Genomic DNA, 17,333 nt, shown 5'->3' with positions numbered 1-17,333 from the left:
TTTGCAAGTAAGCCTTTGAATGCAAAGAATATTTGCATGGATCGGCAGCGTTTTCGAAGATTGTAATGTTGCAAAAGTTGCTGTATATTACGTAAAAATCAGCAACCCAACCGGACTCCCCACGTCATGACCCAGACTACCAAGCAAACGAACGACTGGTGGCGCGAAGCCATCATCTACCAGGTCTACCCGCGCAGCTATCTCGACACGAATGGCGACGGCGTGGGCGATATTCCGGGCATCACCGCGAAGCTCGACTACATCGCCAGCCTGGGCGTGAACATCGTCTGGCTCTCGCCCTACTTCAAGTCGCCGATGAAGGACTTCGGCTACGACATCTCCGACTACTGCGACGTCGACCCGCTGTTCGGCACCCTGGCCGACTTCGACGCGATGGTCGCCAAGGCGCACTCGCTCGGCCTGAAGATCATGATCGACCAGGTCATGGCGCACACCGCCGACGCCCACCCGTGGTTCGTCGAAAGCCGCGCCAGCCGCGACAATCCGAAGTCGGACTGGTACGTCTGGGCCGACGCCGCCCCGGACGGCAACCCGCCGAACAACTGGATGGCCGTCTTCGGCGGTTCGGCATGGCAGTGGGACACGCGCCGCAAGCAGTACTACATGCACAACTTCCTGGTCAGCCAGCCGCAGCTGAACTTCCATAACCCCGACGTGCAGAAGGCCCACCTGGACGCGCTGCGCTTCTGGCTCGAGCGCGGCGTCGACGGCGTGCGCATGGATGCCTGCAACTACCACTTCCACGACACCGAATTGCGCAGCAATCCGCCGGCCACCAAGCGCGACACCGCCTCGGTCACCGACGTCAACCCCTACGGCATGCAGTCCCACATCTACGACAAGACGCGTCCGGAAAACCTGGCCTTCCTGTGCAAGATCCGCGCGCTGCTGAACGAATACGGCGCCGTGTCGATCGGCGAAGTCGGCGCCGACGACGCCCTGGCATGCATGGCCGAGTACACGGCCGACGGCGACAAGCTGCACATGGCCTACAGCTTCAATTTGCTGACGCCGGAATTTACGGCCAGGCACATCCGCACCCAGGTCGAGGAATTCGAGGCGCGCGTGCAGGGCGGCTGGGCTTCCTGGTCGGTCGGTAACCACGACGCGATCCGCGTGGTCACGCGCTGGCGCGGCGAGGATGCGCCGGTCGACTTTGCGGCGATGGTGCTGGCGATGCAGCTGTCGCTGAAAGGCACGCCTTGCCTGTACCAGGGCGATGAACTGGCGCTGCCGGAAGCCGACGTGCCCTTCGAGCTGCTGCAAGACCCGTACGGCATCACCTTCTGGCCCGAGTTCAAGGGCCGCGACGGCTGCCGCACGCCGATGCCGTGGACCGATGCGGCGCCGAACGCCGGTTTCACCGAAGGCAAGCCATGGCTGCCGGTGGCCGAGCCGCACCGCATCGCTGCCGTGTCGGTGCAGGACAAGGACCCGGCCTCGAGCCTGAGCGCCGCACGCCGCATCATTCACTGGCGCCAAAGCCTGCCGCAGCTGACCCGCGGCGGCATCTCCTTCTTCGAAGCGCCGGAGCCGGTGCTGGCGCTGCGCCGCACGCTCGATGGCGAGCCGACCATCCTGGCCGCCTTCAACCTGTCGGGCCAGCCGGTGAGCTTCGACTGGGCCGAGACCGTGCAGGCGCAGGACCTGGAAGGCCACGGCCTGCCGGGCGAGGCGGCGAACGGCCGCGTGACCCTGCCGGCCTACGGCGCCTGGTTCGGTACTGTCGCCTGATGGGGGGCGGGCACGAGCCAGAAAAGTTCGCGCGCACCGCGTTTGCCGATGGCCCGCGCCTGCTGGCCGACATCGGCGCAACGCACGCGCGCTTCGCCTTGCAGACGGCACCGGGCACCTTCCGTTCGGTGGCGGTGCTGCGCTGCGAGGATTTCGACGGCATCGTGCCGCTTTTGCAGCACTACCTGCGCGAGCATGCGGACCTGACCCTGCACCACGCCGCCTTTGCGGTGGCCAATCCCGTCAACGGCGACCAGGTGCGCATGACCAACCGCGCCTGGGAATTCTCGACCGAGGCGCTGCGGCGCGAGCTGGGCCTGTCGACGCTGCTGGTGGTGAACGACTTCACGGCGCTGGCCATGGCGATTCCGGTGCTGGCGCCGAACGACCTGCTGCAAGTGGGTGGCGGCGCGCCCGCATCGAACGCGGTGATCGGCGTGCTGGGGCCGGGCACCGGTCTCGGTGTGTCGGGCGTGATCCCGACCGCCGACGGTTTCGTCACCCTCGGCAGCGAGGGCGGCCACATGAACTTCGCGCCAAGCGACGAGCGCGAGTTCGCGATCCTGCAGTTCGCCTGGCGCGAGTGGCAGCACGTGTCGAACGAGCGCCTGATCTCGGGGCCGGGCATGGAGCTGACCTACCGCGCGCTCGCACAGCGCAACGGCATCCAGGATGCGCCGGCGCGCAGCGCGGCCCGCATCATCGCCGGCGCCCTGGACGAGGGCGATGCGCTCTGCTTCGAGGTGCTGGAAGTCTTTTGCGGCATGCTGGGCGGGGCCGCCGCCAACCTGGCGGTGACGCTGGGCGCATTCGGCGGCGTGTACATCGGCGGCGGCATCGTGCCGCGGATGGGCGAGTGGTTCATGCACTCTCCCTTCCGTGCGCGCTTCGAGGCCAAGGGCCGCTTTTCAAGCTATTTGTCGAGCATTCCCACCTACGTCATCACCACGCCGAATCCGGCCTTCCACGGCGTGGCGACGATTTTGTCGGAACACCTGCGCGGCCGCAGCGGCGCCAACACGCTGATGGAGCGCATCAAGCACCTGCGGCAGGAACTCACGCCGGCCGAGGGGCGCGTCGCCGCCCTGGTGCTGGAGCAGCCGCGCCTGGTGCTGAACGAACCGATCGCGGACATCGCGCGCCTGGCCGAAGTGAGCCAGCCGACCGTGATCCGCTTCTGCCGTTCGCTCGGCTTTTTGGGGCTGGCCGATTTCAAGCTGAAGTTCGCCAGCAGCCTGACCGGCGCCATTCCGGTGCGCCACAGCCAGGTGCGCAACAGCGACAGCACGCATGACCTGTCGGCCAAGGTGATCGACAACACGGTGTCGGCCATTTTGAAATTCCGCGACCAGCTGGACGTGCGCTCGCTCGACCGCGCCATCGAGCTGGTGAGCAAGGCCAGGCGGGTCGAGTTCTACGCGCTCGGGAATTCGCGCGTGGTGGCGCTGGATGGGCAGCACAAGTTCTTCCGCTTCCGGATTCCAACCGCGCTGTACGGCGACGCGCATTTGTTCGCGCTGGCGGCGGATTTGCTGGGGCCGGGCGACGTGGTGATTGCGATCTCGAAGTCGGGGCAGTTGCCGGAGCTGCTGCGCGCGGTGGACATCGCGCGTGCGGCCGGGGCGGACGTGATTGCGATCGGCAGCGGACAGTCGCCGTTGGCGCGCAGGGCGACCGTGTGCCTGGCGGTGGACCATGCCGAGGACAGCACCAGCTTCCTGTCGATGATTTCGCGGATCCTGCAGTTGCTGCTCATCGATATCATGGCGGTGGGCTTATCGATTGATGCGCACAATGGGCGCGAGAAGGAAGCGGCGCAGTCGGAAGTGGGGCGCTTGTTGATTTCACACATGGGAAGTTAGGGACCTGGAATCTGGTGGGTTCAAGAACCCACCCTACATCTGCGGTCGTAGGGTGGGTTCTCGAACCCACCATTCCTAACCACATCCCGGTAGCGTGCTGTTCGTAGGGTGGGTTCTTGAACCCACCATCCCCAACCACCATCCCCAACCACCATCCCCAACCACCATTCCCAACCACCATCCCCAACCACCATCCCCGCGCCCCGACATACGGAAGAAGGTGCCGCCGACCGTGGGAGGAGTCACCACGCGTCTACCGCGAAACGCTGGTGAATCGGCCGGCAGCACCCCCAAGATAATCCGCACCTACCCGCCGAGTTTGATTCAGCTCAATCGTGCTGGACTGGAGGCTTCAATCCGCCGACTTCAGCCGGATCTTGTGTACCCCGCGCCGCCAATCGTCCAGCGACATCACCGTGTCGTTCTCGGCATCTTCTACCAGGATGTCATTCCCCGTCTGGGCCACCAGGAAACTCTCGCGCCGCAGCACCCGGTCGGCGCGGTTCTCGACAAAACTCAGCTGCCAGTACTGCCGCCCGTTGAGCGTGCGCGGCTTGGGGTCGTCTTCGATGATCGCCCCATGCGCCTTGCCGTGCGAGCGCTTCTCGATGTCGCGCGACCATTCCTTCACCTCGGGCAGGGCCAGCAAGGCCGCTGTGGCCTGGTCGAGCGTCACGATCGGCTCGGCCGGCTTCTCCACCTTCGGCGGGGCGGGCGGCGCCGGCGGCGGTTCCTGCTTGTCCTTGCAGCCGGCCAGGGCGGCAGCGGCAAGGACGCAAGCGCTGAATAAACGGGAAGGGGCGGACAGGGAGCCGCGTGCAATCATGATCGAACCTTGTCAAAAAACGTGGGGCCATACTAGCCGATGTGTGGACCATGGACAAATGCCGGCGTAGGCGCGTGAGTTTTGCAGCATAAGCAATTCTCACCAATTGTTGCCGTAAGCCAACAAATGAATTCATGCGTAAAATTGATGGAATTGACCCCAACAATTGATATTCCTGATATCGCACAGAGCACATGCCGTGTGGCCTTCTTGGAATCTTTTCTCCTATGACATTCTTATCGAATATGAAAATCGGGCACCGTCTGGCGCTCGGTTTTGCCCTTGTCCTGGCCCTGTCCATCCTGGTCACGGCCATCAGTATCGTCAAACTCAACACCGTGGCCGAAGCCGCCGAGCAGATGCTGGCCCAACCCATCAAGAAGGAGCGCCTGATCGGCGACTGGGCCAGCAACATTGCCGTGGCCGTGATCCGTACCTCGGCCATCATCAAGAGCAGCGATCCTTCGCTGACCGATTTCTTTGCCAGGAACATCGAAGAAACGAATGCCAAGGCCACGGGTTACCTGAGAGACGTCGAGGCGCTTCTCACCACGCCGGAAGAAAAGGCGATCTTCGAGAAGATGATGGCGCTGCGCGACGGTTATGCCGGCGGACGCAAGGAAGCCGTGCGCCTGAAGAGCGAAGGCAAGGTGGAAGAAGCCATGCAGGTCCACGACAAGGTCTACATTCCGGCGGCCCAGGCCTACCAGGCGAATATCCAGGCCCTGGTAGCGCTGCAGCGCAAGCAGGTCGACGACCTGCGTGACGAAATCCGCTTCACCCGCAACGACAGCCGCCGCACCATGCTGCTGCTGGGCGCCCTCAGCGTGGCCTTCGGCAGCCTGTGCGCCTGGTGGCTGACCCGTTCGATCACCCGTCCGGTGCAGTCGGCCGTGGCGCTGGCCCGGCGCGTGGCCGCCGGCGACCTGACCAGCCGCAGCGAAGCCTGTACGAAGGACGAGATCGGCGTGCTGCAAGACACGCTGGCCGACATGAATGCCAAGTTGCACGGCCTGGTGACCGAGATCCGCGGCGGCTCGCATGCGATCGCTACCGCCTCGTCGGAAATCGCGGCCGGCAACCTCGATCTGTCGTCGCGTACCGAGCAGCAGGCCAGCTCGCTGGAGGAAACGGCCAGCTCGATGGAAGAACTGAATTCGACCGTCTCCCAGAACGCCGACAATGCGCGCCAGGCCAGCATGCTGGCGATCTCGGCCAGCGAAGTGGCGGGACGCGGCGGCGTAGTAGTGGAACAGGTGGTGCAGACCATGGCGTCGATCAACGAATCGTCGAAAAAGATCGCCGACATCATCGGCGTGATCGACAGCATCGCCTTCCAGACGAACATCCTGGCGCTGAACGCGGCCGTGGAAGCGGCGCGCGCCGGCGAGCAGGGCCGCGGCTTTGCCGTGGTGGCCACCGAAGTGCGCAACCTGGCGCACCGCTCGGCGAATGCGGCCAAGGAAATCAAGGACCTGATCGACGACTCGGTGACCAAGGTCGACGATGGCGCGCGCCTGGTCGACCAGGCCGGCGCCACCATGACGGAAATCGTCGGCAGCGTGCAGCGCGTGACCGACATCATCGGCGAGATCACCGCCGCCACCGGCGAGCAGACGGTCGGCATCGGCCAGATCAACGAGGCCATCACGCAGATGGACCAGGTGACCCAGCAGAACGCCGCCCTGGTCGAGCAGGCGGCGGCCGCGTCGAACGCGATGCACGAGCAGGCCGGCCAGCTGCTGGAGGCGGTCAGCGTGTTCAAGCTGAGCGACAACGCGCAGCCGCCGCAGCAGGGCCGTGGTGCCCGTGCCGCCCAGCCGCTGCGTCCCTTGCTGGCTTGACGCCGGCGATCAGCTGAAGACTCAGGCCTCGCCGGCGATCTCTTCCTTGAGCGAGGCCATGTCGATCACGTAGCGGAAGCGCACGTCGCCCTTTTCGACCTTCTTGTAGGCGTCGTTGATGTCCTGGATGCGGATCATCTCGATCTCCGGTCCGATATTGTGCTCGGCGCAGAAGTCGAGCACGTCCTGGGTCTCGGCCAGGTTGCCGATCAGCGAGCCGGCCACCGAGCGGCGCATCTGCGCCAGCTGCATGTTGTCCAGCGGCGCCAGCGGTTCCAGCGCGCCGACCACGCACAGCACGGCGTCCTGTTTCAGCAGGGCGGTGAAGGGGTTCAGGTCGTGCTTCTCGGGCACGGTCGAGAGGATGAAGTCGAAGCTTGTTTCGAGTTCCTCGAAGGCGTCCTTGTCCTTTTCCAGCACGGCCTTGAAGCCCAGCTTCTGCGCTTCCTCGATCTTGTCCTTGGTGGTGGTGAACAGGGTGACTTCGGCGCCCAGGGCTTTCGCCAGTTTCGCCGCCATGTGACCGAGGCCGCCCATGCCGATCACGCCGACCTTGTCGCCGGCCTTCACGCCCCAGCGGCGCAGCGGCGACCACGTAGTCACGCCCGCGCACAGGATCGGTGCGGCCACTTCGGGACGCAGGTTGGCCGGGATCTTCAGCACGAAATCTTCCTTTACGACCACGATGTTCGAGTAGCCGCCGAAGGTGTTGTCGCGGCCGTAGATGTTCTTGCCGCCGGCTTTCGCTTTCGGCTTCATCGGGCCGTTGTAGGTGGCCAACCAGCTGTTCGGGCCGCCGCAGTAGTTCTGGTCGCCGTCCTGGCAGGCCGGGCAGGTGCCGCAGCTGTCGATCATGCAGCCCACGCCGACCAGGTCGCCCACGGCATGGCGCTTCACGGCGGCGCCGACCTTGGTGACGCGGCCGACGATCTCGTGGCCGGGCACGCAGGGGTAGACCGTGTTCGACCATTCGTTTTTCACCTGGTGGATGTCCGAGTGGCAGACGCCGCAGTACAGGACGTCGATTTCGACCTCGTGCGCGCTGGGGTCGTCACGTTCGAATTCGTAGGGTTTCAGGCGGCTGAAAGAGTGCTTGGCCGCGTAGCCAGTGACCTTGATCATGTTCGCTCCGGTTGAAGGTGGATCGAAGACCATAGGCCGGCATGATAGGCGCGTCTGTTAGGTTGCGCGCTCAGTGCGGTAACGCGATCAGATTGTGTGGGTTGGCGGATGAATTGGTATTTGGTCGGCAGGCTTGGTGGGCGCTGTTGCCTGTTCTGTTAATGGTGTGCATGATCCGCGTGGGCACGGGTGCCCACCCTACGGTCACCATTATCGGCGAGATCATATGAAACCCGAGCGATCACCGTTGGCAGCGAGATCATACGAAACCCGGATACGCAGCGTATCCCGTAGGGTGGGCACTTGTGCCCACGCGGACGATGCATTCCGATACCATGACAGGCAACAGCCCCGATAACAGGAGATCGCATGACGTTCATACGACCACTCGCCGGCGCCATGCTGCTGGCCTTGACCCTGCACACCACCGCCCACGCCGCCCCCGACCCCCGCGCCCAGGCCGAAATCGCCCACCTGCTCGACTACGTGGCCACCCCCGGCTGCCAATTCGACCGCAACGGCAGCTGGCACGCCGGCGCCGAGGCGCGCAGCCACCTGCAGCAGAAATACGACTACCTCGTCAAACGCAAACTGGTCACCGACGCCGAATCCTTCATCGCCAGGGCCGCCACCGAAAGCAGCATGAGCGGCAAGCCCTACCAGGTGAAATGCGGCAGCGGCAAACCCGTCGCCAGCGCAAGCTACCTGAAGGAAGAACTGCAGCGCTTCCGCAACCGCGCGCCGAAATAAAACAAGCCTGCAAGGCGCACACCTTGCAGGCTCGATCGTTCAATTCGGCAGTTCTGCTTCCGCAAGCTGCAGGCCATGCTGCTCGCACCAGGCCCCCAGCACCGCGCGCGTCTGCGCTTCGCGGAACACATGCCAGTGCCCGCTCAGCCCCTTCTGCTCGACCAGCTCGCTGAACTCACGATAGCCGCCCGCGCGCTTGAACATGGCGCGCACGCGTTCCGCATTGTCGGGCAGCGCGGCGTCGGCGAAATCGAACACCAGCTCCAGCCCTAGCGCCAGGCTGCCCACGCGCGGCACCGGCACATAGCGGTTCGAGGTGTCGATGTCTTCCGGCAGCGGCGCCAGCTCCTCGTCCAGCGCGTCCGAACGCAGGTACACCGCGCCCGTGTCGAGGCAGACCCAGCCCTCATCCGGGGTGTCCGGGTCCGACACGGTCAGGACCGCGTCCTCGAGTTCATCTGCATTTACTGTAACCAAACTATTCTCCTAAAACAAAAAGCCCGCAGGGCGCAAACCCCGCGGGCCTTCAGCATACAACAGCATAGCGCCGGCGAACCGGCGCCGGGCATTACATCATGCCGTCCATGCCGCCCATGCCGCCCATACCACCCATGCCGCCCATACCGCCGGCTGGCTTGTCTTCGGCGATTTCCGAAACCATGCAGTCGGTGGTCAGCATCAGGCCGGCGATCGACGCTGCGTTCTGCAGGGCCGAGCGGGTGACCTTGGCTGGATCCAGCACGCCCATTTCGACCATGTCGCCGTAGGTGCCGTTGGCAGCGTTGTAGCCGTAGTTGCCCTGGCCAGCCAGGACGCCCGAGACCACGACCGATGCTTCTTCGCCGGCGTTCTGGACGATCATGCGCAGCGGCTCTTCCATGGCGCGCAGGACGATCTTGATGCCAGCTTCCTGGTCAGGATTGTCGCCTTGCACTTGCAGGTTGGCGCGGGCACGCAGCAGGGCGACGCCGCCGCCTGGCACGATGCCTTCTTCCACCGCAGCGCGGGTCGCGTGCAGCGCGTCTTCCACGCGTGCTTTCTTCTCTTTCATTTCGACTTCGGTGGCAGCGCCAACCTTGATCACGGCAACGCCGCCGGCCAGCTTGGCCACGCGCTCTTGCAGCTTCTCGCGGTCGTAGTCCGAGGTCGCTTCTTCGATCTGGATACGCACTTGCTTGACGCGCGCTTCGATGTTTTCAGCCGAACCTGCACCGTCGATGATGATGGTGTTTTCCTTGCCGACTTCGACGCGCTTGGCTTGGCCCAGTTCGGCCAGGGTGACCTTTTCCAGGGTCAGGCCGACTTCTTCGGCGATGACCTGGCCGCCGGTCAGGACAGCGATGTCTTCCAGCATGGCCTTGCGACGGTCGCCAAAGCCAGGGGCTTTCACTGCAACGGTCTTCAGGATGCCGCGGATGTTGTTGACGACCAGGGTCGCCAGCGCTTCGCCTTCGATGTCTTCGGCGATGATGACCAGCGGACGGCCAGCCTTGGCAACTTGCTCCAGCACCGGCAGCAGGTCACGGATGTTCGAGATCTTCTTGTCGCACAGCAGGACGAACGGGTTGTCGTGGATCGCGACTTGCTTGTCCGGGTTGTTGATGAAGTAAGGCGACAGGTAGCCGCGGTCGAACTGCATGCCTTCGACGATGTCCAGCTCGTCGTTCAGCGACTTGCCGTCTTCGACGGTGATGACGCCTTCCTTGCCGACCTTTTCCATCGCTTCAGCGATGCGCTCGCCGATCGAGTAGTCCGAGTTGGCCGAGATCGCGCCGACCTGGGCGATTTCTTTCGAGGTGGTGCATGGCTTGGCGATCTTGGCCAGCTCTTCGACGGTGGCAGCCACTGCCTTGTCGATGCCGCGCTTCAGGTCCATCGGGTTCATGCCGGCGGCAACGAACTTCATGCCTTCGCGCACGATGGCTTGTGCCAGCACGGTCGCGGTGGTGGTGCCGTCGCCGGCGTTGTCGCTGGTTTTAGAGGCGACTTCCTTGACCATCTGCGCGCCCATGTTCATGAGCTTGTCTTTCAGTTCGATCTCTTTCGCGACCGAGACGCCGTCCTTGGTGACGGTCGGTGCGCCGAACGAGCGGTCGAGCACGACGTTGCGGCCTTTCGGGCCCAGGGTGACTTTGACTGCGTTGGCGAGGATGTTGACGCCTTCGACCATCTTGGCGCGCGCTGCGTCGCCGAATACTACTTCTTTAGCTGCCATTTTCTGTTTCTCCGTTTATTCGGTAGATGTTCTGTGGGGAGGATTACGAGACCAGGACGGCCATGATGTCTTCTTCGCGCATCACCAGCAGTTCCTGACCATCGACCTTGACGGCCTGGCCCGAGTACTTGCCGAACAGGACGCGGTCGCCGACCTTGACTTCCAGTGCGCGCAGCTGGCCGTTGTCCTGGACCTTGCCGGCGCCGACAGCCAGGATCTCGCCCTGGTCTGGCTTTTCAGCCGCGGCATCAGGGATGATCAGACCCGAGGCGGTCTTGGTTTCCTGGTCGAGACGCTTCACGATAACGCGATCGTGCAGAGGGCGAAGGTTCATGCAAAACTCCTTATTCAGTGTGTGGACTAGCTGTTAATCTGCGTTGGTTGCCGCATCGCCCGGTGGGACCTGAACGCTGCGGCGGGAAAGAGTTGTTAGCACTCTCAACTAACGAGTGCTAATTATAGGGACGATAATTCGGCATTTCAAGTTGCCATGTTGCGAATTTGGCTGTGCCTGGTTGATCCGGATCAAAGTGGGCCAGACGTCACGATGCATGCAGGCGTCCAGCGAAGGTGTGGCGAAAAGCATAAACGCGGAGGTTAGCATTGATTCGGCGCTACTCGCCGCACTCTTGGCTGGTAATGACATAGATCAAACTCGACCAAACCGCACCTTGACGACAGCCGAACGGTGGACTTCAGCGGATGAGCTTACAATTCGTGCAATCCGTGCTCTGCCGCGTCTTTCCGAGAGTTGCCTGTGCGTCGACACCTTTCCTGCCTCCTGCTTGCCGCGCTCGCTGCCGGCAGTGTCCATGCCGCCGGGCCGAATGCGCCCGAGGCCGAGTGCGCCGCGCTCGGCAAACTGGCTTATCCCGCCGTCGACCGGCCGAGCGCCGCGCAACAGGCGGCATTGGCAAGCTGCGACGCGCCTGCGCTCTACTACGGCATCCGCCAGCCGCGCGACTTCGTCAAGGCACGCCACTGCGCCTTCACGCCGGACAAGGACGACGATGTGTTCTCGAAAAAGGCGGGCGTGCTGATGATGCTGTACGCGAACGGGCAGGGCGTCGCACGTAACCTGCAACTGGCGAAGAAGGCGGCCTGCGCGGCCGGCGGCGCGCCGGCCGAACTGAGCGGACGGCTGACCCACTTGAATGACATGGCGCCAGGCAAAAGCGCAGCCGGCCAGACCATCGACTTCTGCGAAGACGTCACCAGCGGCATGATGATGGGCTATTGCGCTTCGCTGGGTGCGGCCCAGGACGACGTCAAGCGCGAGGGAGCGCTGGCTGCGATCGCCGCCACATTCAAGCCGAACGAACGGGCCGCTTTCTCGCGCCTGCTGAACAGCCTGTCGCGCTTCGTCGAGGCGCGCGGCGGCAACGAGGTCGACCTCAGCGGCACGGCGCGCGGTGCGATGGTTGTCGAGGAAGAAGACGCGCAGAAGGATGCCTTCCTGGCTGCGCTGCAAGCCTTCGAGCGCGGCAAGCTGCCGCGCTTCAGCGCCGCCCAGGACCAGGCCTTCGATCGCGAACTGAATACGGTGTACGGACAATTGCGGCGCCTGCCGGCCCAGGAATACACGACCATCAAGATGGCCGACATCCAGGCGACCCAGCGCATCTGGCTGACCTACCGCGACGCGTGGGTGGAATTCGGCAAGCTCAGGTATCCTGCTGTCCCGGCGCACGCCTGGCGCGCCTATTTCACCCAGCAGCGCACGGCCATGCTGAAGGCACTCCTGGAAGAGCTGAGCTAGCAACTGCCACGCTCTCTTGTTGACTGTCAAACCTTATCAGACCTATAGTTACGAATGATTTCCGAATTCCAAGACCTATCCGACAAGATCGAGCGCCTCGCCGCGCTGGTCGGATCGCTGCGCAGCGAAAATGCGCAACTGCGCCAGACCAACGTGCTGCTCAATGAAGTGAACACGGCGCTCCTCGAGCGCCTGGTCGAGGCCCAGCATCGGATCGAGGCCGTCATCGAGCAATTGCCCGCACCGGCCGAAGAGGAAGAAGCACCCACCAACGCCGAGGCCCGCGAATGATTTACCTGGATGTCACGATCATGGGCCAGCCCTACCGCCTGGCCTGCAAGGAAGGCGAGCAGGCCACCCTGCGCGACGCCGTGCGCTACCTCGACGGCAAGATGACCGCGCTGCGCGATTCCGGCAAGGTGAAGGGCAACGACCGCATCGCCGTCATGGCCGCGCTCAGCGTCGCCGCCGAATTCCTGTCGGTCAAGTCGCCGCAAGGCCCACTTTCCGATATGACAATGCTAGAAGTGAAACAAAAGCTCGAAGTCATGCACAGCGTGCTCGACCAGGCCCTGGCCCCGCAAGAAAATTTGCCGTAAGGGTCCAAATACGTTTGACTTCCCGGTTCAAGCGAGTAAACTGCGAGGCACCCTGCGGTGTTCGAGATTGCCATATATTCCTTGAACCATTTGTATGCATAGGTTGCGGGATTATGTGCGATGGGCGTGAGCGTCGCTAGTTCGACGAACCCGAAATTGCGCTAACTGCGACCACCTTGAGCCGTCAGGTTCTGGGATGCCGGCATATACGGCACAGGCGGGGCTATATTCCAAAAGACGGTTGCGGGCATTGTGCTTGCAGCCGTTTTTTTCATGCGCGCACGCTTTCCTTTGCGTGCGTTTTTATTGGGCGAGAGGTACGCAGATGCGCTACTGGTTGATGAAATCCGAGCCGGATGAAGTCAGTTTCGACGATGTTCTTGCAGCGCCGGGGCAAACGGTCGCCTGGTTCGGCGTACGCAATTACCAGGCCCGCAACTTCATGCGCGACGCCATGCAGGTCGGCGACGGCATCCTGTTTTATCACTCCAGCTGCGCGGTGCCTGGTGTTGCCGGCATTGCCGAAGTGGCGAGCGGGCCTTATCCCGATGCTTCCCAATTCGATCGCGACGGCCATTACTTCGATCCGAAAGCCACGCCGGAACAACCACGCTGGATTTCGGTCGACGTGAAAGCGAAAGAGCAGGGGCGTTATCTGCCGCTGTCGGAAATGCGCATGGTTCCCGAATTGGAAGACATGGTCTTGCTGCAAAAAGGCAGCCGCCTGTCCATTTCGCCGGTGACGCCGGGGCAGTGGAATAAAATCCTCGAATCGATCCGCGCTTGAATCCTTGCGCGGCAGCAGGGCGCTGCAACTTGTCTTGTCAACGATGAGTTCGTACACTGAGCCATACAGACAGTCTGCTATCGGCCCAGAAGTAGACCCACTTAACGGGATGAAATGGCTGCAATGACAATAGCAAGATATATGGCTCAACGACTTCGTTACTTCGTCATTCTCACGGTGGCCGGACTCATGATTTCATGTTCGCTATTCGACTCTGGAGTGGAGTGGCAGGGAGGACCGTACGCACTTGTACGGATAGATACTGCAGAAAATACTTCGATTGGCCGTGACCTTGGGGACGGTAATTCGATAGAACGTGTTGGTAGCACTGTATTCGCTGTGGGATGGGATGGTCGTTACTTGGTAGCGAAACAGCACCCAAACAATGATCGAAGTAACACCAACTACTTTATAGTCGACTCGAGAAACGATACGGACCTTGCCGATCCGACTAAGGTGGTCATAGGTCCGCTCACCGAGTTCGAGTTCCAACAGAAATCAATCGACTTACGCCTGCCAAAATTTTCGAAAGTGCTGACTTCTTTGCAGTGAGTTAGTAATTCGATGAATGTCCGGAATGGGGCGATTGCGGCCATGACAATAGATCCGCAATCGGCCACAACCAAACAAGATGTTATGCACGCGATTTATTTCAGATGGAAAGTAGCGCCCGGCCGTGAAGCAGACTTCGAGCACGCCTGGCTGGAACTCACCGCTTTGATACGCGATACGCACGGCGGCCTTGGATCGCGCCTGCATCGGTGCACCGACGGCCATTATTTTGCGTACGCCCAATGGCCGTCCGAACGCGCCTGGGCGACACAGCCCGAACCGACTGCACGCATGATCGCGCTGCGAAACCGGATGCGTGAATGCGCCGAACTGGTAGACGGCCCAATCGGGGGTGAGGTCGTTGCCGACCTGCTGATATCGCCCGCTCCCGGCTAAGGGAGCAGGCGAGCGCATTTGCAGGCGCCAGCGACGTCGATCACTGTCCCGCGGTGCCAGGCGAAGCGCTGCCTTGCAATCGGCGCTGCAGCAGGTCCTTGGCTACCGCAAGCGCATCGTCCGGCGCTGCCGCGACGTCCGGGATAACGCCCGTGCCCTCCCAGTTGGTTCCGGTAATGGGGCTGATGGTGCGCCGGCTGGGGATCACGGCATAAAAATGCGCGCCCAGGCGATAGGGGCGCGAGGCGTGGGCGCCGCCCCAGGTCCGCTCGCCGATGACCGTGGCGCGTTTCAGCGCCTGCATCGTGTACACGAATGCTTCCGCCGCGGACTTGGTTTTGGCGTCTGTCAGGATCAAGACCGGCCTTTTGCCGCCATAGCGTTTGCCGTCTAGTTTATCTTGGGTCCAGTATTGCGTCGTGACGTTGGTGGAACGCTCCCAGGTGTCGTTGAGGCGGGTGCGCTCGTCGACAAAATAGCTGATCAGCAGCGCCACCGAATCGCCCCCGCCGCCGCCGTTGTTGCGCAGATCGATAATGAGGCCATCGGTGTCGGCGAGTGCATTCATCGACGAAGCGATTTTTTCTGAGACGAGGAAAACCGGCCCGAACATGGAGATCTGCAGGTAGCCGATATTCGGGACCAGACGATCGACCTTTTCAATGCCAAGGTTGGACGCGCGGACCCGTTCGAGCACTGCGGGCGGCACCTGTTTTTCCCATTCCGCCCGCGTTTGGGGTGGCGGCGGCATCGACTCTTCGGACGGCACCGGGCGGGCGCTGAAATCGACCTGCATATGCTTGTCGTGGACGACGCCCTCGATGTCCTCCGACAGCTGTTTGGCCAGCTGTTTGCCGTCCGTGATGCCATCGTACTTGCCTTCGCGCTGGCGCTGGCGCAGGAGCGCCTCGGCCTGTTTTGCCTTGTCTGGAAAAACATAATTGGCATTGAGCTTGGCAACCAGGGCATCGATAACCTCAGATCGGGTGGCCCCATCTATCTCGCCAGTCGGCGGCGCGCCGGCGATTGCGCCTGCCATCGTCAATGTCAGCAAAGCCGGTATGAGCATCCATTTTCTTTTCATGTTTTCCTCTGGGTTGGCAGGTGTTGATACGCGGTGGGCAAATCAGAAACGACAATGTCATCGATGAGGCAGCAAATTGAAACAAGAATAGCATAATAATTGCTATGTACTAGCAATTCGAAATGCTTTTCTAAAGCATTGAGAAATAATCAGTTCCGGCCGAGCCGCGACGTCGGCATGCAACATCATAAATATTTTCTTGCAATAATTCGATGATTGGCTAACAATCAAACCATGAACACTGTATTCAAAGCCTTGTCCGACCCGACCCGCCGCAAAGTCCTGCAACTGCTGCAGCAGGGTCCCATCGGCGCGGGCGAACTCGCGGATATGTTCGACGTCTCCAAGCCCACCATGTCGGCGCACTTCGCGGTGCTCGTCAATGCCGGCCTGATCGACGCCGAAAAAGAAGGGCGCAACATCACTTACCGCCTCAAGCTGTCCGTGCTCGAGGAGGCGCTGCTGGCGTTTGCGCAAACGTTTGGTTTGCAGGTCACCCGGCCGGAAAACGGCCATCCCACAACGACATCGAAACAGGAGACACCATGAAATCTGCCCCATCGTTTGGCCGGCCGCTGCTTGGCGCGGCGCTGATTCTTGCCGTATCGGGCGCGCTGGCCTGGGCCTCGCCCGAATACATCAGCGACGAGTTGAAGCGCCGGCTCGTGGCCGCCTTGCTGGGTGCGGTGGTGGTGATCTACGCCAACGCCATTCCGAAATCGCTGACGGCGCTGGCGCAACTGCGCTGCTCGCCCGAACGCGAACAGGCCGCACGCCGCTTCGCCGGCTGGAGCCTGGTGCTGGGCGGCATCGGCTACATGCTTGCCGCGCTCTTCGCGCCGCTGGGAGCGATGCACCTGGTCGGTGGCAGCCTGCTGGGCGCGTCACTGCTGGCGGCGGCCCTGCGCTGCTACGGCGTGGGTTCGCCTGCTGCACGCGGTTGAGGAGGCGGCCATGTTTGCGATGCTGATGGGCTTGAAGTCGATTGCGCCGCGCGAGTTGCACGCGCTGCAGGAGCACAGCGGGCAGGGCGCGACGACCGTGGTCGACGTGAATGCGCGCCACTCCTGGCTGAAGGCGCGCGTGCCGGGTGCGATCAATTTGCCGCCGGAGTTCGAGGCAGCCATGATGCCGGCGGACCGCGCCGCGCCGCTGGTGTTTTATTGCTCGAATCCGCTGTGCCGCAAGGCGCCGCAGGCGGCGCGCAAGGCGGAAAAGCTGGGCTACGCGGACGTGCGCGTGATGTCGGCCGGGATCACCGGCTGGGTCGGCGCCGGCTTGCCGGTGGAAAGCGGGGGCTAGCAATCTGCAGTTGCCGGCGCCGTCCAGGCGCCGTGCGCCCGCGATTTACTTGCGCTTCAGGCCCGGTATCTGCTGGCCGGCAGCAGGCGCCGCCCCGTTGGGATCCACGGCAGCCGGCAAGCCGGTTTGCTTGCGGCAGGTGTTACGCAGGGCCAGTTCCTCGGCATTCGATTGCTCCAGCGTGTGCGCCGGTGGCTTGCCCGGATTGGCCCGCATGTACTGTGCGGCTTTCTCGGCGCGCGCCGCAAAGGCTGGGGCGAAGCATTTGCAGTAATCCGGCAGCTTGGCATTGCCTTTCAGGTCCGATTCGCCGAATGGCGCCGGGAAGTCGACCGCCTTCAGGCACATGTCGTAATAGGCCTGGGTCGGGGTCTGGGCATGTGCCGGGGACAGCGCCGCCAGCAGGAGAGCGGCGGTGCTGGATGCGCGGACGAACAAAGTACGGTCAAGCATGTTTTCTCCAAGAGGGAATAATTTAAA

General features: G+C 62.6%; 19 protein-coding genes and 1 other RNA gene. 13 read left to right on the top strand and 7 right to left on the bottom strand.

Going from position 1 to position 17,333, the window contains the following annotated elements:
• Positions 1 to 126: 126 nt before the first annotated feature.
• Together QPK31_RS04720 and QPK31_RS04715 are read left to right on the top strand one after the other, a co-directional pair.
• Positions 127 to 1,755 (top strand): alpha-glucosidase family protein, encoded by a 1,629-nt coding sequence (locus QPK31_RS04720; RefSeq protein ID WP_290421782.1) that lies wholly within the window; start codon positions 127 to 129, stop codon positions 1,753 to 1,755.
• Positions 1,755 to 3,617, top strand: coding sequence for a glucokinase (locus QPK31_RS04715; protein ID WP_290421781.1), 1,863 nt, complete (start codon positions 1,755 to 1,757; stop codon positions 3,615 to 3,617). The genes QPK31_RS04720 and QPK31_RS04715 overlap by 1 nt, the downstream gene beginning before the upstream one ends.
• A gap of 352 nt (positions 3,618 to 3,969) precedes the next feature.
• On the opposite strand, the gene QPK31_RS04710 is transcribed toward QPK31_RS04715, so the two are convergent.
• Entirely contained in the window at positions 3,970 to 4,443 is a 474-nt protein-coding gene (locus QPK31_RS04710) for a hypothetical protein (protein ID WP_290421780.1), read from the bottom strand.
• 245 nt (positions 4,444 to 4,688) lie between these two features.
• Between QPK31_RS04710 and QPK31_RS04705 the strand changes: the two genes are divergently transcribed.
• Positions 4,689 to 6,287, top strand: coding sequence for a methyl-accepting chemotaxis protein (locus tag QPK31_RS04705; RefSeq protein ID WP_290421779.1), 1,599 nt, complete (start codon positions 4,689 to 4,691; stop codon positions 6,285 to 6,287).
• A 21-nt stretch (positions 6,288 to 6,308) separates the two neighbouring features.
• Here the strand turns inward: QPK31_RS04705 and QPK31_RS04700 are convergent, their stop codons facing one another.
• A complete protein-coding gene (locus QPK31_RS04700) occupies positions 6,309 to 7,409 on the bottom strand; it encodes an NAD(P)-dependent alcohol dehydrogenase (RefSeq protein ID WP_290421778.1) in 1,101 nt (366 codons plus the stop codon).
• Between the two features lie 369 nt (positions 7,410 to 7,778).
• On the opposite strand from QPK31_RS04700, the gene QPK31_RS04695 reads away from it, so the two are divergent.
• Positions 7,779 to 8,159, top strand: coding sequence for a DUF5329 domain-containing protein (locus tag QPK31_RS04695; RefSeq protein ID WP_290421777.1), 381 nt, complete (start codon positions 7,779 to 7,781; stop codon positions 8,157 to 8,159).
• Between the two features lie 39 nt (positions 8,160 to 8,198).
• Here QPK31_RS04695 and QPK31_RS04690 read toward each other — a convergent pair whose 3' ends face one another.
• The 3 genes from QPK31_RS04690 to groES all read right to left on the bottom strand — a co-directional run bounded on the left by QPK31_RS04690 (position 8,199) and on the right by groES (position 10,708).
• Positions 8,199 to 8,636 carry a hypothetical protein gene (locus QPK31_RS04690; protein ID WP_290421776.1) on the bottom strand — a complete coding sequence of 146 codons (438 nt, stop codon included), beginning with the start codon at positions 8,634 to 8,636 and terminating at the stop codon, positions 8,199 to 8,201.
• A gap of 91 nt (positions 8,637 to 8,727) precedes the next feature.
• Positions 8,728 to 10,374, bottom strand: a complete 1,647-nt coding sequence (gene groL, locus QPK31_RS04685; protein WP_290421775.1) for a chaperonin GroEL — start codon at positions 10,372 to 10,374, stop codon at positions 8,728 to 8,730.
• Positions 10,375 to 10,417: 43 nt separating this feature from the next.
• On the bottom strand, positions 10,418 to 10,708 hold the full coding sequence (gene groES / locus QPK31_RS04680) for a co-chaperone GroES (protein WP_229440121.1): 291 nt from the start codon (positions 10,706 to 10,708) through the stop codon (positions 10,418 to 10,420).
• Between the two features lie 423 nt (positions 10,709 to 11,131).
• Here groES and QPK31_RS04675 point away from each other — a divergent pair, with 423 nt between their 5' ends.
• The 6 genes from QPK31_RS04675 to QPK31_RS04650 all read left to right on the top strand — a co-directional run bounded on the left by QPK31_RS04675 (position 11,132) and on the right by QPK31_RS04650 (position 14,467).
• A complete protein-coding gene (locus tag QPK31_RS04675; RefSeq protein ID WP_290421774.1) occupies positions 11,132 to 12,133 on the top strand; it encodes a lysozyme inhibitor LprI family protein in 1,002 nt (333 codons plus the stop codon).
• Between the two features lie 54 nt (positions 12,134 to 12,187).
• The gene (locus QPK31_RS04670) at positions 12,188 to 12,424 is read left to right on the top strand and encodes a hypothetical protein (protein WP_290421773.1); all 237 of its coding nucleotides are present in this window, start codon (positions 12,188 to 12,190) and stop codon (positions 12,422 to 12,424) included.
• Positions 12,421 to 12,732: a cell division protein ZapA gene (locus tag QPK31_RS04665; RefSeq protein ID WP_192049165.1), complete on the top strand. Its 312-nt coding sequence runs from the start codon at positions 12,421 to 12,423 to the stop codon at positions 12,730 to 12,732. The genes QPK31_RS04670 and QPK31_RS04665 overlap by 4 nt, the downstream gene beginning before the upstream one ends.
• Before the next feature lie 46 nt (positions 12,733 to 12,778).
• Positions 12,779 to 12,960, top strand: a non-coding RNA gene (gene ssrS / locus QPK31_RS04660) — 6S RNA.
• A gap of 97 nt (positions 12,961 to 13,057) precedes the next feature.
• A complete protein-coding gene (locus tag QPK31_RS04655; RefSeq protein ID WP_290421865.1) occupies positions 13,058 to 13,519 on the top strand; it encodes an EVE domain-containing protein in 462 nt (153 codons plus the stop codon).
• A gap of 594 nt (positions 13,520 to 14,113) precedes the next feature.
• Positions 14,114 to 14,467 carry an antibiotic biosynthesis monooxygenase gene (locus QPK31_RS04650; RefSeq protein ID WP_290421772.1) on the top strand — a complete coding sequence of 118 codons (354 nt, stop codon included), beginning with the start codon at positions 14,114 to 14,116 and terminating at the stop codon, positions 14,465 to 14,467.
• A gap of 40 nt (positions 14,468 to 14,507) precedes the next feature.
• On the opposite strand, the gene QPK31_RS04645 is transcribed toward QPK31_RS04650, so the two are convergent.
• Positions 14,508 to 15,551, bottom strand: a complete 1,044-nt coding sequence (locus QPK31_RS04645; protein WP_290421771.1) for a S41 family peptidase — start codon at positions 15,549 to 15,551, stop codon at positions 14,508 to 14,510.
• Positions 15,552 to 15,785: 234 nt separating this feature from the next.
• Here QPK31_RS04645 and QPK31_RS04640 point away from each other — a divergent pair, with 234 nt between their 5' ends.
• From QPK31_RS04640 to QPK31_RS04630, 3 genes are read left to right on the top strand one after another with little or no spacing between them, the layout of a single operon-like run.
• The gene (locus QPK31_RS04640) at positions 15,786 to 16,100 is read left to right on the top strand and encodes an autorepressor SdpR family transcription factor (RefSeq protein ID WP_290421770.1); all 315 of its coding nucleotides are present in this window, start codon (positions 15,786 to 15,788) and stop codon (positions 16,098 to 16,100) included.
• On the top strand, positions 16,097 to 16,495 hold the full coding sequence (locus QPK31_RS04635; protein ID WP_290421769.1) for a hypothetical protein: 399 nt from the start codon (positions 16,097 to 16,099) through the stop codon (positions 16,493 to 16,495). Before QPK31_RS04640 ends, QPK31_RS04635 begins: the two co-directional genes overlap by 4 nt.
• Before the next feature lie 10 nt (positions 16,496 to 16,505).
• Positions 16,506 to 16,853 carry a rhodanese-like domain-containing protein gene (locus QPK31_RS04630; protein WP_290421768.1) on the top strand — a complete coding sequence of 116 codons (348 nt, stop codon included), beginning with the start codon at positions 16,506 to 16,508 and terminating at the stop codon, positions 16,851 to 16,853.
• A 45-nt stretch (positions 16,854 to 16,898) separates the two neighbouring features.
• Here the strand turns inward: QPK31_RS04630 and QPK31_RS04625 are convergent, their stop codons facing one another.
• Positions 16,899 to 17,306 (bottom strand): hypothetical protein, encoded by a 408-nt coding sequence (locus QPK31_RS04625; protein WP_290421767.1) that lies wholly within the window; start codon positions 17,304 to 17,306, stop codon positions 16,899 to 16,901.
• Positions 17,307 to 17,333: the final 27 nt, after the last annotated feature.

Source organism: Massilia sp. YIM B02769, assembly GCF_030411995.1.
Taxonomy (GTDB): domain Bacteria; phylum Pseudomonadota; class Gammaproteobacteria; order Burkholderiales; family Burkholderiaceae_D; genus Telluria.
The sequence above is the reverse complement of the archived record's forward strand: the minus strand, read 5'-3'. Positions and strand labels throughout refer to the sequence as shown.

Bases quoted from the DNA above. Each gene is read 5' to 3' on its own strand.
- QPK31_RS04720 (WP_290421782.1), top strand. From the start codon at position 127: ATGACCCAGACTACCAAGCAAACGAACGACTGGTGGCGCGAAGCCATC.
- QPK31_RS04715 (WP_290421781.1), top strand. From the start codon at position 1,755: ATGGGGGGCGGGCACGAGCCAGAAAAGTTCGCGCGCACCGCGTTTGCC.
- QPK31_RS04710 (WP_290421780.1), bottom strand. From the start codon at position 4,443: ATGATTGCACGCGGCTCCCTGTCCGCCCCTTCCCGTTTATTCAGCGCT.
- QPK31_RS04705 (WP_290421779.1), top strand. From the start codon at position 4,689: ATGAAAATCGGGCACCGTCTGGCGCTCGGTTTTGCCCTTGTCCTGGCC.
- QPK31_RS04700 (WP_290421778.1), bottom strand. From the start codon at position 7,409: ATGATCAAGGTCACTGGCTACGCGGCCAAGCACTCTTTCAGCCGCCTG.
- QPK31_RS04695 (WP_290421777.1), top strand. From the start codon at position 7,779: ATGACGTTCATACGACCACTCGCCGGCGCCATGCTGCTGGCCTTGACC.
- groL (WP_290421775.1), bottom strand. From the start codon at position 10,374: ATGGCAGCTAAAGAAGTAGTATTCGGCGACGCAGCGCGCGCCAAGATG.
- groES (WP_229440121.1), bottom strand. From the start codon at position 10,708: ATGAACCTTCGCCCTCTGCACGATCGCGTTATCGTGAAGCGTCTCGAC.
- QPK31_RS04670 (WP_290421773.1), top strand. From the start codon at position 12,188: ATGATTTCCGAATTCCAAGACCTATCCGACAAGATCGAGCGCCTCGCC.
- QPK31_RS04665 (WP_192049165.1), top strand. From the start codon at position 12,421: ATGATTTACCTGGATGTCACGATCATGGGCCAGCCCTACCGCCTGGCC.
- QPK31_RS04655 (WP_290421865.1), top strand. From the start codon at position 13,058: ATGCGCTACTGGTTGATGAAATCCGAGCCGGATGAAGTCAGTTTCGAC.
- QPK31_RS04650 (WP_290421772.1), top strand. From the start codon at position 14,114: ATGACAATAGATCCGCAATCGGCCACAACCAAACAAGATGTTATGCAC.
- QPK31_RS04645 (WP_290421771.1), bottom strand. From the start codon at position 15,551: ATGAAAAGAAAATGGATGCTCATACCGGCTTTGCTGACATTGACGATG.
- QPK31_RS04640 (WP_290421770.1), top strand. From the start codon at position 15,786: ATGAACACTGTATTCAAAGCCTTGTCCGACCCGACCCGCCGCAAAGTC.
- QPK31_RS04635 (WP_290421769.1), top strand. From the start codon at position 16,097: ATGAAATCTGCCCCATCGTTTGGCCGGCCGCTGCTTGGCGCGGCGCTG.
- QPK31_RS04630 (WP_290421768.1), top strand. From the start codon at position 16,506: ATGTTTGCGATGCTGATGGGCTTGAAGTCGATTGCGCCGCGCGAGTTG.
- QPK31_RS04625 (WP_290421767.1), bottom strand. From the start codon at position 17,306: ATGCTTGACCGTACTTTGTTCGTCCGCGCATCCAGCACCGCCGCTCTC.